The 14,070-nt window shown below is 47.5% G+C and carries 17 protein-coding genes; 2 read left to right on the forward strand and 15 right to left on the reverse strand.

The window, feature by feature from the left end; all coding sequences use genetic code 11:
• Positions 1-12 precede the first annotated feature (12 nt).
• Genes ICC18_RS08690 through eutL form a run of 7 tightly spaced genes read right to left on the reverse strand, consistent with a single transcriptional unit; the run spans position 13 to position 4,785 of the window.
• A complete protein-coding gene (locus ICC18_RS08690; protein WP_188174016.1) occupies positions 13-291 on the reverse strand; it encodes a EutN/CcmL family microcompartment protein in 279 nt (92 codons plus the stop codon).
• A 6-nt stretch (positions 292-297) separates the two neighbouring features.
• Positions 298-1,131: a hypothetical protein gene (locus ICC18_RS08695; protein WP_188174017.1), complete on the reverse strand. Its 834-nt coding sequence runs from the start codon at positions 1,129-1,131 to the stop codon at positions 298-300.
• 6 nt (positions 1,132-1,137) lie between these two features.
• On the reverse strand, positions 1,138-1,923 hold the full coding sequence (gene pduL, locus ICC18_RS08700; protein WP_188174018.1) for a phosphate propanoyltransferase: 786 nt from the start codon (positions 1,921-1,923) through the stop codon (positions 1,138-1,140).
• 8 nt (positions 1,924-1,931) lie between these two features.
• Positions 1,932-2,219, reverse strand: coding sequence for an ethanolamine utilization microcompartment protein EutM (eutM, locus tag ICC18_RS08705; protein ID WP_188174019.1), 288 nt, complete (start codon positions 2,217-2,219; stop codon positions 1,932-1,934).
• Between the two features lie 54 nt (positions 2,220-2,273).
• Complete coding sequence (locus ICC18_RS08710; RefSeq protein ID WP_188174020.1) at positions 2,274-3,764, reverse strand: acetaldehyde dehydrogenase (acetylating); 1,491 nt, start codon at positions 3,762-3,764, stop codon at positions 2,274-2,276.
• Complete coding sequence (locus ICC18_RS08715; protein WP_282559200.1) at positions 3,761-4,108, reverse strand: BMC domain-containing protein; 348 nt, start codon at positions 4,106-4,108, stop codon at positions 3,761-3,763. Before ICC18_RS08715 ends, ICC18_RS08710 begins: the two co-directional genes overlap by 4 nt.
• 20 nt (positions 4,109-4,128) lie before the next feature.
• A complete protein-coding gene (gene eutL, locus ICC18_RS08720) occupies positions 4,129-4,785 on the reverse strand; it encodes an ethanolamine utilization microcompartment protein EutL (protein ID WP_188174021.1) in 657 nt (218 codons plus the stop codon).
• Between the two features lie 338 nt (positions 4,786-5,123).
• On the opposite strand from eutL, the gene ICC18_RS08725 reads away from it, so the two are divergent.
• The gene (locus ICC18_RS08725; protein ID WP_188174022.1) at positions 5,124-5,825 is read left to right on the forward strand and encodes a hypothetical protein; all 702 of its coding nucleotides are present in this window, start codon (positions 5,124-5,126) and stop codon (positions 5,823-5,825) included.
• 61 nt (positions 5,826-5,886) lie between these two features.
• On the opposite strand, the gene ICC18_RS08730 is transcribed toward ICC18_RS08725, so the two are convergent.
• The 3 genes from ICC18_RS08730 to ICC18_RS08740 are packed head-to-tail and all read right to left on the reverse strand — an operon-like array spanning position 5,887 to position 8,765.
• Positions 5,887-6,369: a tetratricopeptide repeat protein gene (locus ICC18_RS08730; protein ID WP_188174023.1), complete on the reverse strand. Its 483-nt coding sequence runs from the start codon at positions 6,367-6,369 to the stop codon at positions 5,887-5,889.
• Positions 6,370-6,398: 29 nt separating this feature from the next.
• Entirely contained in the window at positions 6,399-7,352 is a 954-nt protein-coding gene (locus ICC18_RS08735) for an alpha/beta fold hydrolase (RefSeq protein WP_312029501.1), read from the reverse strand.
• A gap of 21 nt (positions 7,353-7,373) precedes the next feature.
• Complete coding sequence (locus ICC18_RS08740) at positions 7,374-8,765, reverse strand: aminotransferase-like domain-containing protein (RefSeq protein WP_188174024.1); 1,392 nt, start codon at positions 8,763-8,765, stop codon at positions 7,374-7,376.
• Positions 8,766-8,880: 115 nt separating this feature from the next.
• Between ICC18_RS08740 and ICC18_RS08745 the strand changes: the two genes are divergently transcribed.
• A complete protein-coding gene (locus ICC18_RS08745; protein WP_188174025.1) occupies positions 8,881-9,813 on the forward strand; it encodes a DMT family transporter in 933 nt (310 codons plus the stop codon).
• 72 nt (positions 9,814-9,885) lie between these two features.
• Here ICC18_RS08745 and ICC18_RS08750 read toward each other — a convergent pair whose 3' ends face one another.
• From ICC18_RS08750 to ICC18_RS08770, 5 genes are all read right to left on the reverse strand, one after another.
• Positions 9,886-10,932 (reverse strand): rod shape-determining protein, encoded by a 1,047-nt coding sequence (locus tag ICC18_RS08750; protein WP_188174026.1) that lies wholly within the window; start codon positions 10,930-10,932, stop codon positions 9,886-9,888.
• 165 nt (positions 10,933-11,097) lie between these two features.
• Positions 11,098-11,841 carry a type I methionyl aminopeptidase gene (gene map / locus ICC18_RS08755; protein WP_188174027.1) on the reverse strand — a complete coding sequence of 248 codons (744 nt, stop codon included), beginning with the start codon at positions 11,839-11,841 and terminating at the stop codon, positions 11,098-11,100.
• Positions 11,842-11,981: 140 nt separating this feature from the next.
• On the reverse strand, positions 11,982-12,518 hold the full coding sequence (locus ICC18_RS08760) for an ATP-dependent Clp protease proteolytic subunit (RefSeq protein WP_188174028.1): 537 nt from the start codon (positions 12,516-12,518) through the stop codon (positions 11,982-11,984).
• Positions 12,519-12,613: 95 nt separating this feature from the next.
• Entirely contained in the window at positions 12,614-13,168 is a 555-nt protein-coding gene (locus tag ICC18_RS08765) for a cob(I)yrinic acid a,c-diamide adenosyltransferase (protein ID WP_188174029.1), read from the reverse strand.
• A gap of 25 nt (positions 13,169-13,193) precedes the next feature.
• Positions 13,194-14,045 (reverse strand): 3-hydroxybutyryl-CoA dehydrogenase, encoded by an 852-nt coding sequence (locus tag ICC18_RS08770; RefSeq protein WP_188174030.1) that lies wholly within the window; start codon positions 14,043-14,045, stop codon positions 13,194-13,196.
• Positions 14,046-14,070: the final 25 nt, after the last annotated feature.

Below are 14,070 nucleotides of genomic sequence, written 5' to 3' on the forward strand. Positions count from 1 at the left end.
CGCCATAACCTCTCATTCACCTACTTCCGTGACTTCATAACTGTCCACAATGCCTACCACCATCGCGTCAACGGGTACATTTTTTCCACTGAAAAGGATGCGTGCCGGACTCCCCCGCGATACGATTACCTTCTCGCCTACTCCGGCGCCGATCCGGTCTGCAGCGATAACCGTTTGTCCGGCATCACGGTCTTTGAAGTCCGTCGGTTGAATCACCAACAGCTTGAGATTTTCCATGCCGTCTTCTTTTTGGGTGGCCCAAACGCTTCCAATCACTCTTCCGAGAAACACGGGATCTCACCCCTCGTCCTTGAATTGAACGGCAATGCCTTTCTCCCTAAGCATATCTTTGGCGAGTGGTGATAGTATTGTTCCTTTGGCGAGCGTTAAGCGAGCGGTTCGGTTGATTTGAGGCTGCTGCTTGACCCATTCAGCGGAGACGAGCTTACCTTCGAACGTAAGAATAGTTTCTGTCGCGTCTTCAGATAAACCAGTCGTGACTACGCTAACTAAAGAGCCTTCTTCTTGACCGCCTTTACTCGCTGCACATTTGCGAACCGCAACTTCGGCCAACTGTTTCACGGGAGCAAAATCCACCCCATACATTTGCATTTCCTTTTTATAATATTCGAAAAGATTCTGATAAGACTTGGGCAGCCCGAGCGCTTGCAACGTTCGCCGATCTGTCCGTTTTAGCCCAGACGCATCATCCCCGACAAGCACAAATTTACCCAAGACAAGCGCGGAAAAAATGATTTCCGATTTGACAGTCCCTTTCATGCCGAGAGCGACTCTACCCGCGTTGTCCAGATCGATTTCCGGAATGACGATACCCGCGTAGTCCATCGGCACTTCGATTGGCGCAGGGGCATATTCATCGGCCAAAATGATTTTGCCGGGAGCGCCGGACTCAATCTTGTGCTTACCCAGCCAAGCTGAGGTTTCGCCGTCAAGGAACAAAATGTCGTGCTCGATGCCGTTCTTTTGCAGCAGAATAAAGTGGTCCAAATAAGCTTCCTGGGCAGTGCTATCGCAAAATATGTACAGCAGCTTGGGTGGCTTGACCGCTTCCGTTTGCATCGTTTTCACAAGCTCCCGGACGATCGATTCGACCACTAGTTTGATCTCCAACTGCAGCTACCCCCTTACGGAACCCGTGATTTCACCGTTTTTACCGATCATTCGGACAACGTCTCCTGTCTTCAAACCAGCAGCATTCGCCTCATCGGTATCGATATGGAAATCGAGCGAAAAACGTTCATTAACCCTTGCAATGACATCTGCAAAAATAAGCGGCCGTTCACCCAAAGTCTGAAGGATGAGACGATCTCCGCTTTCAGCTTTCATCTTTGATGCATCTTGCGGTGACATATGTACATGGCTCTTGGCTACGATAAGCCCCTGCAGCAAAACAACCGTTCCCTTCGTGCCGGCGAGAGTAATTCCCGGTGTATCTTCGATGTGTCCGGATAGTCTGACAGGAGGATGCACGCCAAGTACATAGCCGTCAGTCCGAGAAACTTCCACTTGCGTAGCCCCCCTGGAAGGGCCTAGAATGCGAACGTTCCGGATGATGCCTTTCGGTCCGATTAATATAACGGTTTCATGAGCGGCAAATTGGCCGGATTGCGACAATTCACGCATAGGCGTCAAGCTGTAACCGGATCCGAACAACGTCTCGACATGCTCCGGAGAAAGGTGGACATGGCGGTTGGATACTCCGACTGGCACACTCATATCCTTTAGAGCCATTTTATCCGGTAGAATGGTTGGATGTGGTGCTATCTGACAAGTAGCAATACCTCTGCTTTTCAAGAAATCAACCGCAGCCGGTGTCAGTTTATCTCCGACACGTACGGGAAAAGGATCCGGCAGACCTTTCACTAACCGGGAACGTAAATAGGCTTCCGTAATGAGCGCCATCGATGAATTTAACCTTCAAGCTTGGGCAGGATGAATTCAATGTCTGAATGCGGCCGTGGAATGACATGAACGGATACGAGTTCTCCCACTTTCTCCGCAGCTGCTGCTCCTGCGTCCGTTGCTGCCTTAACAGCACCAACATCCCCTCTAACCATGACGGTGATCAGGCCTCCGCCGACATGTACCTTGCCTACCAGCTTCACATTAGCTGCTTTGACCATTGCGTCGGCCGCTTCAATTGACCCTACCAAGCCTTTCGTTTCGATCATGCCGAGTGCCGCCATTTCTCCTGCCATTTGAATCCCTCCAATAATTAATATCATTAAATATAAATGTCGTAAATGAATCAACTAATGTAGTTGCATGTCAGAAAGCACACTTTTCACAATTTGCATCACTTCTTCACGGGAAATACCCAGCTTGGCTCGATCGCTCAGCGTGTCCGCTATCCGTTCAGCCGATTTTACTGTTATCGATTCAGGCTCCAACTTCATTTCACGTATGCCAAAAGCAACCCGCTTCAAGTTGAGCAAATGCTGCGGACCAATGTTGTCTGAGGTGATATTATTGCCAAATGAACCGCAGCCCAGCGTCATCGACGGCATGATGCCTGTAGTAGCGCCGATTCCCCCAAACGTGGTTCCTGAATTTACGACGATACGCGAAGCCGGTTTCTCCAGTCCAAACGCCTCTATGACGGCCAAATCCTCACAATGGATACCGAGCGTATGACCCAGACCTCCAAACTCAAGCAATTCAATACATTTTCGGCATCCTTCCTGCCAATCGGTCACGGTGTACAAAGCAAGGATCGTGGTTAGTTTTTCGACGGAAAAAGGATACTCGAGTCCTACATCTGCCTCTTCTGCAACGAGAACCCGGGCATGCTCCGGTACGGATATACCAGCCATTCGAGCGATATCCTGCGGTGATTTTCCGACAATTTTCGGATTCAATCCTTTGCCGGTCATGATGACGGATGCAACTTTTTGCTTCTCCTGATCATTCAGCAAATAAGCTCCCAGACGCTGCAGCTCTTCCAATAACTGTCGCTTAACCGCTAGATCAACGACGAGCGCTTGTTCGGAGGCGCATATCGTCCCGTAGTCGAACGTCTTGCTTTGCACGATATCGCCCACTGCTTTAGATATATTCGCGCTGTGGTGAATGTAGACAGGCACATTGCCGGGACCGACGCCATAAGCGGGCTTTCCCGAGCTGTAAGCAGCCTTGACCATGGCCGTTCCGCCGGTCGCCATAATGAGATCCGTCAGCTTGTGGCTCATCAGTTCATTGCTTGCCTCCATGGACGGCTTTTGCAAGCAATGAATCAGCCCTGCAGGCGCACCCGCTATCTCAGCGGCCTGACGCATCAGATTCGCCGCTTCTAGCGAACAGCGCAAAGCCGAAGGGTGCGGGCTAATAACGATCGCATTTCTTGCCTTCAAAGCGATCATGCATTTAAACATGACGGTTGATGTAGGGTTCGTCGATGGGATGATGGCGGCGATGACGCCGACCGGTTGTGCAACCTCCCAAACTTTGCGTTCCTCGTCCCGGTTAATGATGCCCACCGTCTTCATCTCTTTAATCGCCTCGTAGACGTTACGCGCCACGAACAAATTTTTCGTTTTCTTATCCGCCATATTTCCGAAGCCAGTTTCCTCCACAGCTAGTGTGGCAAGCCGTCCAGCCTCCGCTTCAGCTGTCTTTGCCATCGAAGCGACGATTGCATCGATTTGCGATTGAGACATGGCTTCCAGCTTCTTTTGAGCTGCCTTGGCCTCATGCAAGAAATCACGGACTTCTTGAATGGAGAGCAAATCTTGATCCAGCTTCATGAGGATGATTCCCCCCCGCTATTGTTCAGCTTCATGGATGCATCCGGAAGCTCATCGAGAGGCAGCAGCTTTTGTATAAAACGCCACAACGACGCATCCGGCCGTGGAATGACATGGGTAGACAACAGTGTTCCTATCTTGGAGGCCTCGCTCTCGCCCGCTTGCACAGCAGCTTTCACTGCAGCTACTTCCCCAAGGATATAAATCGTTACGATGCCGGCGTCGGCTTTCTCATATGTCGTAACGCGTACGTCGGCTGTTTTGGCGGCTGCATCCGCAGCAGCGACTAATGCGGGAACGCCCCGGGTTTCAATCATGCCCAGAGCAAGCATGTGTCGATTCAATCGTGATCACCTGCTCTTTCTCAACTGAGCTTCACGGGATTTCTTGCGACTTCCCTTACCGCTTCGGCAAACGCTTCGGCTGCTGCTGCGCAGGCTGACTGACTGCCCGTTAACAACCCGCCGGCAAAGTTTGTTTCCGACGGCGGCGCAAAATATTGGCAAATCCGGACATCTGCGGCTTTCAAAGCAGCATCTAAACCGAACACCGCTTCAAGGGGCGGAGCGATCAAATAGGACAGCGGCTCGCCTTCGCGAATCTCTGCGACCTTGGACAAATAAGACCCTGTTCTGGAGATGACATGGGCATAATAGACATGAGTTCCCTCCTCGTTGAGGGAATAAAAGTAAGCGCCGCTCTCCATCAAGCGCACTGCCGCATCAAGCCCGCTGCGCACTTCAGCAGGCGTTTGACCGCCGATGATCCCGATAAACTCGCCGGATAACGGACCCGATGCATGCGCTGAACCAGCATAAAATGAGTGGGCATAAACGACCTCGACTGCTGCCATTTTCGTTGCCTCATCTATCGCTGTATAGCCGATATCGTCAATGCTGGAAGTAAGCAATCCCAAACTGCGTATTCCCGGTTTCAAATTCAGCTTCTGCGCCAACCCCGGATCCACATTCGGTATCGTTCTAATGGCAAGCGGGACCGCGCGAATCGGTTGATCTCTCACTCCCTTTCACCTCTTCACCAAAAGGATGGTAAAACAAAAAGGTGCCCAGGATCAAAGAACGGATAACGATTCTTTTCACCAAGGCACCATTGCCTTCATAGCTATTCTTTTCATATGCTGATACCTATACTCTAATCCAATTTCAACCATTTTGCAATCGTTATCATGAACAAAAACAAGCTTTATTTTTAGCATCTTTACTAACAAATCATGAAATTTAACACCATAAATGAAAATTTATTTTGAAATATTTCTACAAACCCCTTCCCAAACCAGGGTCATTTGGATATAATTGGTTTTGTTTGTAAGACCACAATTAAAGGAGCGATGTTTAGTCCATGCGGAAACAAGTATTACGCATTCTTTCCGCCGCAGCCATTACTGCAATGCTTACACTGCCAAGTATGGTAAGTGCCGCGGAAGAAAAACCCCCTGAATCACCTACTACGGAAGCTGCCCCTCCAAGTCCTGTACCACTCAAGCCAAGTAACATCAAGTTAGAGACAGCCGGATCCTTCACCTCCCTGCAAGTCGGAAGCACGATTTATGTGTATGACGACCAAGGACAGATTTTCCAAACCAAAGGAGACAATCAGAACGGTTCATTGAAAGACCACTTCACTCTCCCTTACGGCCCTGAGCAAGTCCCATTCATTTTAGTCAAAAATTCCAAGAACGGCTTAATGGTATTCAGCGACATCTGGCCGGAATTCACCAAAAATAACGCGAATAAAGCAAATGACTTCGTCGAAGCCTACGACAGCGGCCGCGTCTTTTATTCCCCACAAACCAAAATCGTCAGCAAAACATCCCATCACTATGCAGAACAAAGCGATAAAGAAGTTGTCGTATACACAGCTAATGATTTCACGGATCTCAAAAAAGGCCATCATGAATCATTCCGGGTTGAAGGTAAATTAAGAGGATTGATCTTGTACGATTGCTGCCCTTATGTAGTGGTAGAAAACAGCAAGAATGAATTGGCCGTGTATCACGCCGGCGAAAAAGGTGCTGTGCAAGTCGGGACAATCGATCTGTAGTAAATACCAAAAAGCCTGACTTTCCAATGGAAGGTCAGGCAATTTTATTCAAGGCCTCATTTTACTCCCATAACTGATCTAATTTATTGGAATAAAAATGAATCGCTTTCTTGTAGGTTTGAATACCTTCATCGCTGCTAGTTTCCGATAACTGTATTAATAAGATTTCCATAGCCTTACTATGTTCATTCAAGTTGTATAGAACCATGGCATAAAACACTTGAAACTCTCTGTTTCCCGGAAATTCTTCTATCGCTTTTTCAAATAAAGTTTTAGCTTGTTCATACATGCCTAATGTGCGATAAGTGCTGCCTAATCCTAATATGGCTCCTTGTTTTTCTTCCCCTTGTAAACCTAGTACTAACGATTTTTCATAAAAAGGTACAGCTTCCCGCTCTAAACCCATCACATCGTGAATCCATGCGCATTGATACCAGAAAGACGGATTATCTGGCTCTTGCTCCAGTAACTCCAATATGATTGCCTTGGCTTCCAACCATTGCCCGGATTCCCTTAATTCAATGACTTCATTTAAACGATTCATAATACCATCCCTCTCCCTTTACATGAAACCTAGTTGTTATCCAGAAATTCAAACAACTTGTGATACATGTCCGCCGCTCCCTCTCCGATCCAAATCAAATGTCCCCATGATTCAAGCACATAAAGCTGCGCGTTTGGAATATACTTTTGAGCGTAATGGGCATGTTCAACGGGAACTGATGCATCATAACGACTATGCAGGATTAATGTAGGGCACTGAATGGCGGACAATTCGTTACTTTGATTATAACTTGTTTGTTTCAAATCAATCTTAAAACCATGCCCTGATCGCTGGCGGTTTATCATGCTTTTAAACTGCCTTTTATCTTCTTCGCTAATTTGAGGTAACACCTTTTCAACGTTAAGCTGACTAAATGAAGATACCATTTTCCGAAAAAGATAGGCAGGAAAAATCATGTTCATGAATCGAAGCATCTTCCAAAGATATTTTTCCGTATATGGGTGAAACATGAGCTGAGCAGACCTGAACAATAGATCCGCAGGAGTCAACCACTGATGCGTTACTGCTGATTGCAGCGTAAGACTTCTTACCCGCTGGGGGTATTTTGAAGCAAAATGAATGCCGCTTGGGCCACCTGCGGAAATCGCTATTATATGAACCTGAGGAACTTTCAAATGATCGAGCAATTCAAGATACGAATCGCACGAAGTGCTTTCATGTTCACCAATCTCTTTAGAAGTTTTGCCATAGCCCGGCCTTGAGGGTGTAATCACTGAATACCCACGTCCGGTAAGTTCCAAATACCCGAATTCCTCATTGCAATTCGAGTGTCCGCCGTGCATGATCAGGATGGGTTCTCCTTGCCCGGCGACGGAGTATTCCAGGTTATAACCAGCTTTGGTTGTGTATTGTCCAATTTTTCTAAGCATGTGAGAAGCCACCCCTAACCCCGTTTGCATAAATTCATCCTGTGCGGCCAGGAGAATAGATAGTCGTATTTCCTCTTTCAATACTTGAACCATAAATGAACCTCCGTTTTGCGGCTATTTCATACTCCGGGCAATGTCCACGAGCCTTCTGATGCCTTCACGCAATTGTCCTTCATTGACGAAGGAGTAGCTTAAACGAATCCATTCACGCATCTCTTTAAGCGGATCGCAGATCGTTCCGGGAACGAAGGAGACAGATTGCCTGAAGCATTCATTCAAGAACGATTCTACGGGAAAATGGTCGGGCAGTTTCAGCCATAAGTTGAGCCCGCCTTTGGGACTCACCCATTTCCAACCGGTAGCTGCTACTTCTTCCTCCATAATGTCTCTTCGAATTTGCAGAGCAATGCGCAGTTTTTCCAAATGCTGCTGCATCCGTTCCGACTCGAAATAATGCAAAAATATTTTTTGATTGACGAGCGGCGTTCCGTTATCTGCCAGTGATTTCGCCGTAGTCAGCTGAGCAATGACTGCTTTGCGCCCAATTATGGCACTAATTCTCAACCCGGGCGCCACATACTTGCTGAAGCTCCGGATATACACGACCCAGCCTTCGGTGTCATATGTGAACATAGGCGGTGGCGGCGTTTGATCAAAAAACATGTCGTGAAACGCATCGTCTTCAATCAGCAGACACTGATACCGTTCAGCCAGTTCGACAAGCTGCTTGCGTTGTCCGGATGGAACCGTATAGCCTGTCGGATTGTGAAAAGTTGGATTCATATAAAAGAATCGCGGCTGATATTGTTTCATCAGCATCTCGACTTTCTCCAAATCATAGCCTTCCGGCGTGATGTCGACCGGGAGAAACCGGGCTCCGTAACTGCGGAAAGTATCGAGGGCTGCGCTGTATGTCGGCCGCTCTACCAAGATCGCATCCAGCGGTCGAATATAGTTTCGGGAAATCAAGTCAATCGCTTGCTGCGCTCCCGTTGTAATCAATAAGTCGCTAGACGTTAGCTGCGCCTTGTGATGCCGTACCATATACTGACTAAGATGCTCACGGAGCTCCTCGTCCCCTTGCGCGGTGGAATAAGTCCCCATCAATTTGGGATAAATGTCGAATACTTTCTTCACGTATTCGGAGAGGAACAGATTCGGCAGCAAATTCGGATCAATCAATGCTTGCGAGAATTGGTAAATAACCGGAACTTGATGAATTTCGGACAAGTTGTTTTTCAGATGTCCGTTGAATGAACCGGGGTGAATCTCCGGATGCTCATCTTGCATTTGCTTCGGATCAATGGGACATATATAATACCCCGACTTTTCCTTCACATAGGCTTTTCCGTTTTGTTTCAAAAGCTGGTACGCTTTGAGCACGGTGAGCCGATTCACGCCCAGTTCCTGAGCGAGCTGCCGGATCGAAGGAAGCTTCTCATCCGCCTGCCAAACTTGGCGTTCCAATCGGGTAATGATATAATCATAAACTTGTCTGAAAAGCATGGCCGCCCCCTTCTCCTATTCCCTTATTGTACACCAAATATCTGCAATCTGGTCTATCTATGCGCATCTGTTCTATTGCCTTCCTTGTATGATACATATCAAAGGGGGAGCAGCTATGATCTTGTTCAATTATTTGCTTATATGTCTTATTTTCGGCACGACCTTTCTCGCGATTAAGATTGGTGTCGATGCCGCTGCACCGCCATTTTTCTCTGCGGGCTTGCGCTTTTTCGTTGCAGGTTTGGTTTTATACGTTTGGATGGTCGGGAGGAAAAAAGCGAGTTTTTCTCTGCTGCTGCATAAAGAGATGCTGCTGACAGGAATCGGTTTGACCTTCGGCACATTCGCAACCTTGTATTGGGCCGAGCAATATGTCACCTCAGGTATCGCAGCGGTGCTGTCGGCCACCGGGCCAATCATGATTCTTGTGCTGCAGATGGTTGTAATGCGACAAAAACCAACACCCCGTTCTGTATGGGGGTGTATCATAGGATTCAGCGGTGTCATCCTTCTGCTGCTTCCCAGCCTTACTCTCTCAGCAAGCGGATGGTGGGTACTCGGTTGCATCGCGATTTTGATCGGCGAATTCTTTTATTCATGGGGAGCCCTGTATTCCAAACGGGTCATCCAGCGTTTCCCGGAGGCATCTCCCATAGCTCTTAACGCGGCTCAGATGATTTACGGCGGTTTGTTATTATTACTTCTGTCTGCGTTTACGGAACACGATCCGTTCGCAAGCTTACAATCACCAGGCGCAATAGGCTCGCTTCTGTATTTGATCGTCATCGGCTCGATGGTTGGACATAGTCTGTTTTATTGGCTCGTCGCCAAAACGAACCCTGTCTTCCCGGCGACATGGCTCTATGTTTCGCCGCTCATCGCCCTCTCTATCGGAGCCATGTTTTATGGCGAAACTATTAGTTGGATTACGATTCTTGGCGTGATCACCATTATCGCAGGTATCGTTATGGTCAATTTGGACAACTTGAATCAGCTATTTAGAAGGCGGAAAAGCGAGAGTAAGAAGCTCCGTGAAGTTCATTCCTGAATGGTCATTTAGTCGTCAAAAAAAGCTTAATCCATGAGCCTTAACTGGCATGGACTAAGCTTTTTGTTATTATTACTGTTCATTTGCCGCTTCTTGAAGATGATCCGACAGCATAGCGGCTCTGCTAGGCAACCGGTTTTCTCCCAGCATCATTCCGGTACCGAGTGCCGTACATCCAAGCGGATCATCCGCGATATGCACAGGAACCCCGGTTTCTGCACGAATCCGCTCATCGATTCCTTCCAGTAAAGCTCCGCCGCCGCACAGCAATATCCCCTGCTCCATCACATCGCCGGCGAGCTCAGGTGGACAAAGCTCTAACGTCGCACGGATGGCTTCGACCAATACGGTTAAAAAATCATTCACAACTATGAATATTTCACTAGAGGCTAACCGAATTGAACGAGGCAAACCGTCGATCACATTGCGCCCTCGGATTTCTATAGTACGTTCTTCCGACGTACGGATCGCCGTTCCAATTTGTTTCTTAATCTCTTCGGCAGTACGCTCGCCGATTTCGAGATTGTACTGTTTTTTCACATAATCCATAATGTCACGATCGATCGACATTCCCGCGCGCGGAATCGTATGACTCGCAACGATGCCTCCCAGCGACAAGACGGCCACTTGACAGTTTCCGCCGCCAATATCGAGTACCAAGTGACCGATAGGTTCGTCGAGATTAATACCGGAACCGAGTGCCGCCGCCAGAGGTTCTTCCACCGCGATCGCTTTTCTTGCTCCTTTATGGACGACCGTTTCTTCAATAGCCCGCTTTTGTACGTTCGTAATGCCGCAAGGCACCGTTATGTAGATTTGGGAGCTCCGCAGGAAAGAAGATCTGCCTTGAATCTTTTTAATAAAATATTTCAGCATGCTGCTTGTCTTCTCAAAATTAGAAATAACGCCGTTCATTAAAGGATACGTGATATCCACATGGGCAGGGGCTCGGCCAATCATGGCTTGAGCTTCAGCACCGGCTGCCAATAGCTCTCCCGTATGTTGATTAAAGGCTATAACGGTGGGTTCGTTGAGCACAATGCCTTTTCCTTTCTCAAAAATCACCGTGTTGGACGTACCTAGGTCAATCCCATATAATTTGTCGAATTGTTTGAACATTTACTTTTTCCTCCTTTGATCATTCAGCTAAATGTGGTTTGGAGGTGGATTACACGTACTCATAGTATTCATAACCGATCGCAGTTTTGTGGGGGCGCGCAAAAAAATAAATACTGGAAAATAAAAGAAGCCGCTGCTATAGCGTGCTCCTCTAATCAATTTCTATTAGGCTACCGTCACGATCATAGGGGTATTTTTTGTAATAATAATGGTATGCTCATACTGCGCCGCCAAACTGCGATCCGGCAGGCGCAGCGTCCATCCATCCGGCTGTTCGACAACAAACTCTGCCCCTGTAGACAAGAACGGCTCTATCGTAATCACTAAACCTTCCTTCAGAATACGCGTATCGTGCTTATTATAAACCGGCAAAATATTGGGCTGCTCATGAATAGCTTTTCCAACGCCATGACTGCACAGATTTCGAATGACCTTATACCCTCCGCGCTGCGCTTCAGCTTGTATCATTCTGCCAATTTCGTTTATTTTCACGCCGTGCTTCAACGACGATATGACTTTCATCATGGTATCGTGGGTATGGCGGCAGAGACGCGTAACCGAGTCACGGTAAGGCGGCATCTGAAAAGAATACCCTGCATCAGCAATGTACCCGTCTTTTTCCGCGCAGACGTCAATATTGATCAAGTCACCAGGCCCAATTTTGCGGTTCCCCGGAATTCCATGCGCAATTTCACGGTTTATACTAATGCACGAGTGCCCTGGAAAATTCAACGTTGTTCTCGGCGCTGATACGGCGCTATGGCTTTTCAAAATCATCCCGCCAATCTCATCTAATTCCTTCGTTGTCATCCCTAGCCGTGCTTGTTGTTTCATTTCTTTTATCGTCAACGCAACTATCTTGCCGATCTCTTTCAAAGCATCAATATCTTTTTGTGAACCGACTGTCATGGGGATCTCCTCCGGTATCGTAATGATCAATGATCGCCTTATTTTACCATATTTTGTTGAGGGATTTCCAAAACGAGATGCCGATGGTCGGGAAAAACCCGCTTGTGATTCCGAGAATCACTGAAATTCTCAGCATTTTGCTATGTAATTTCGTCAACGATCCCTAGTTCCAATGCTTCTTCCGGGCTTATAAACCAATCGCGCTGATGCTCCTGAACGTTTTTTAAATCTTCCAACCGGAATTTCGTTTTCGAGATCAGATACTCATCATAAATCGTTTGCAATCGCTCTGTCTCATCAAGCCGGTTTTTCAATCGTTCGAATTGGCCGCCAATATGATTGGAGACGGAATGATACATAAAAGTGCTCAATCGGCCGGCATAACGTTTATGACCACTAGCCGCGATTAACAAACTCATACTGGCAGCAAGTCCATAAACATAGGTATGGACAGGCGTTTTACTGTTATCAATCACATTAATCAGCGCAAGCCCGTCATAGACGCTTCCGCCGTTGCTATTAATAATGAGGTCGATCGGAACGCGTTTAAAATCCTTTTCTTTTTTATCTCGTTCATCATCCAACTGATTCAGTTTGAGGATGGATTCAATAATCTGTTTGACAGAACTTTTATTAATCCCATCGAATAAATACAAGGTTCTTTCGTTCGTGATCATGGATAAGCCCCCTGTCTCCACCGCTGCTGTTCCTTTACTATATTCCTCCCTCCTGCACTTTGTAACTACTAATGGAACACAAAAAAATCTCCGTTTTACGGAGACCCGGCTAAACCGCTTTCATATCGAATGTCCGCGATCTGTTCCAAATGATTGACCCATCTTGCAGCCGCAAACAAGTAATCGGATAACCGGTTCATATATTGGATGGCTTCCGGATGCAGGGCATGTAGCTTAGACAAGCTCACGACGGCTCTCTCCGCTCTGCGGCATACGGCTCTACTCACATGCAAAGCTGCTGCCAGAGGAGACCCGCCAGGTAAAATAAAATAAGTGATTTCGGGTGTTTGCTCTGAAAATTCATCAATTCGCTTTTCCAGGAATTCCACTTTAGCGAGCGATATTTTATTCACTTTGGGAGCTAATGTAGCCAAATCAACGCCAAGGTCGAACAGATCATGTTGAATTTGCTGCAAACTTTGTTTGAATGATGTGTGAGGATCGTCCATGATTAAACTGACGGCCTGACCTATCAAGCAATTTAATTCATCAACCGTTCCGTACGCCTCTACGCGTAAATCGTCTTTATCGACACGTCCCCCGATGACGCTCGTCTTTCCTTGATCGCCTGTTTTCGTGTATAGTTTCATGCGCATCCTCCTAATTCGTCGAATTTCATGGATAGCGATAAAACCCATGACCGGATTTACGGCCCAATCGCCCCGCTTTCACATATTTTCGCAGCAGCGGGCATGGGCGGTATTTCGGATCCTTGAATCCTTCATACAAAATGTCCATGATAGAAAGACACGTGTCCAAACCGATGAAATCGGCCAGCTCCAGCGGTCCCATAGGATGATTCATTCCGAGCTTCATGACTTGATCGACCGATTCCATGCTGGCAACCCCTTCATAGACGGCAAAGATCGCTTCGTTAATCATGGGCATCAGGATGCGATTCGAGACAAAGCCCGGGAAATCGTTCACTTCCACAGGGGTTTTACCCATTTGTTTCGCAAGCTCATAGACGGAGTCGAATACTTCTTGCGAGGTTTCCAAACCGCGAATGACTTCAACGAGCGGCATAACCGGGACAGGGTTCATGAAATGCATGCCGATGACCTGTGAAGGCCGACTTGTCACTGCTGCGATTTCCGTAATCGGAAGTGACGAAGTATTCGATGCCAAGATGACGTGAGCCGGACAGATCGTGTCCAGCTTTTGAAATAGCGCCGTTTTTAGCTCCATATGTTCAATAATCGCTTCAATGACCAGTTCAGCCAGTTCCGCTTGTTCTAAACGATCTGTTGGCCGGACTCGGGATAGGATCTCCCCCTTTCGTTCCTCTGTTATTTTCCCCTTTTCGACGCTTCGAGTTAATTGTTTGGCGATCGTTGCCAAACCTTTCTGAATGAATTCCGAGGAAATATCATGGAATAGCACGTGCAAGCCGGATGCTGCAGCTGCCTGAGCGATGCCGCTGCCCATTTGCCCTGCGCCTGCGACCATGATGGTTTGGATGTTCATAGGATCGACCTTCTTTCATAATTGG

The sequence above is a fragment of the Paenibacillus sedimenti genome, from assembly GCF_014534655.1.
Lineage (GTDB): Bacteria > Bacillota > Bacilli > Paenibacillales > NBRC-103111 > Paenibacillus_E > Paenibacillus_E sedimenti.

Bases quoted from the DNA above. Each gene is read 5' to 3' on its own strand.
- pduL (WP_188174018.1), bottom strand. From the start codon at position 1,923: ATGGCGCTCATTACGGAAGCCTATTTACGTTCCCGGTTAGTGAAAGGT.
- eutM (WP_188174019.1), bottom strand. From the start codon at position 2,219: ATGGCAGGAGAAATGGCGGCACTCGGCATGATCGAAACGAAAGGCTTG.
- ICC18_RS08710 (WP_188174020.1), bottom strand. From the start codon at position 3,764: ATGAAGCTGGATCAAGATTTGCTCTCCATTCAAGAAGTCCGTGATTTC.
- ICC18_RS08725 (WP_188174022.1), top strand. From the start codon at position 5,124: ATGCGGAAACAAGTATTACGCATTCTTTCCGCCGCAGCCATTACTGCA.
- ICC18_RS08730 (WP_188174023.1), bottom strand. From the start codon at position 6,369: ATGAATCGTTTAAATGAAGTCATTGAATTAAGGGAATCCGGGCAATGG.
- ICC18_RS08735 (WP_312029501.1), bottom strand. From the start codon at position 7,352: ATGGTTCAAGTATTGAAAGAGGAAATACGACTATCTATTCTCCTGGCC.
- ICC18_RS08740 (WP_188174024.1), bottom strand. From the start codon at position 8,765: ATGCTTTTCAGACAAGTTTATGATTATATCATTACCCGATTGGAACGC.
- ICC18_RS08745 (WP_188174025.1), top strand. From the start codon at position 8,881: ATGATCTTGTTCAATTATTTGCTTATATGTCTTATTTTCGGCACGACC.
- ICC18_RS08750 (WP_188174026.1), bottom strand. From the start codon at position 10,932: ATGTTCAAACAATTCGACAAATTATATGGGATTGACCTAGGTACGTCC.
- map (WP_188174027.1), bottom strand. From the start codon at position 11,841: ATGACAGTCGGTTCACAAAAAGATATTGATGCTTTGAAAGAGATCGGC.
- ICC18_RS08760 (WP_188174028.1), bottom strand. From the start codon at position 12,518: ATGATCACGAACGAAAGAACCTTGTATTTATTCGATGGGATTAATAAA.
- ICC18_RS08765 (WP_188174029.1), bottom strand. From the start codon at position 13,168: ATGAAACTATACACGAAAACAGGCGATCAAGGAAAGACGAGCGTCATC.
- ICC18_RS08770 (WP_188174030.1), bottom strand. From the start codon at position 14,045: ATGAACATCCAAACCATCATGGTCGCAGGCGCAGGGCAAATGGGCAGC.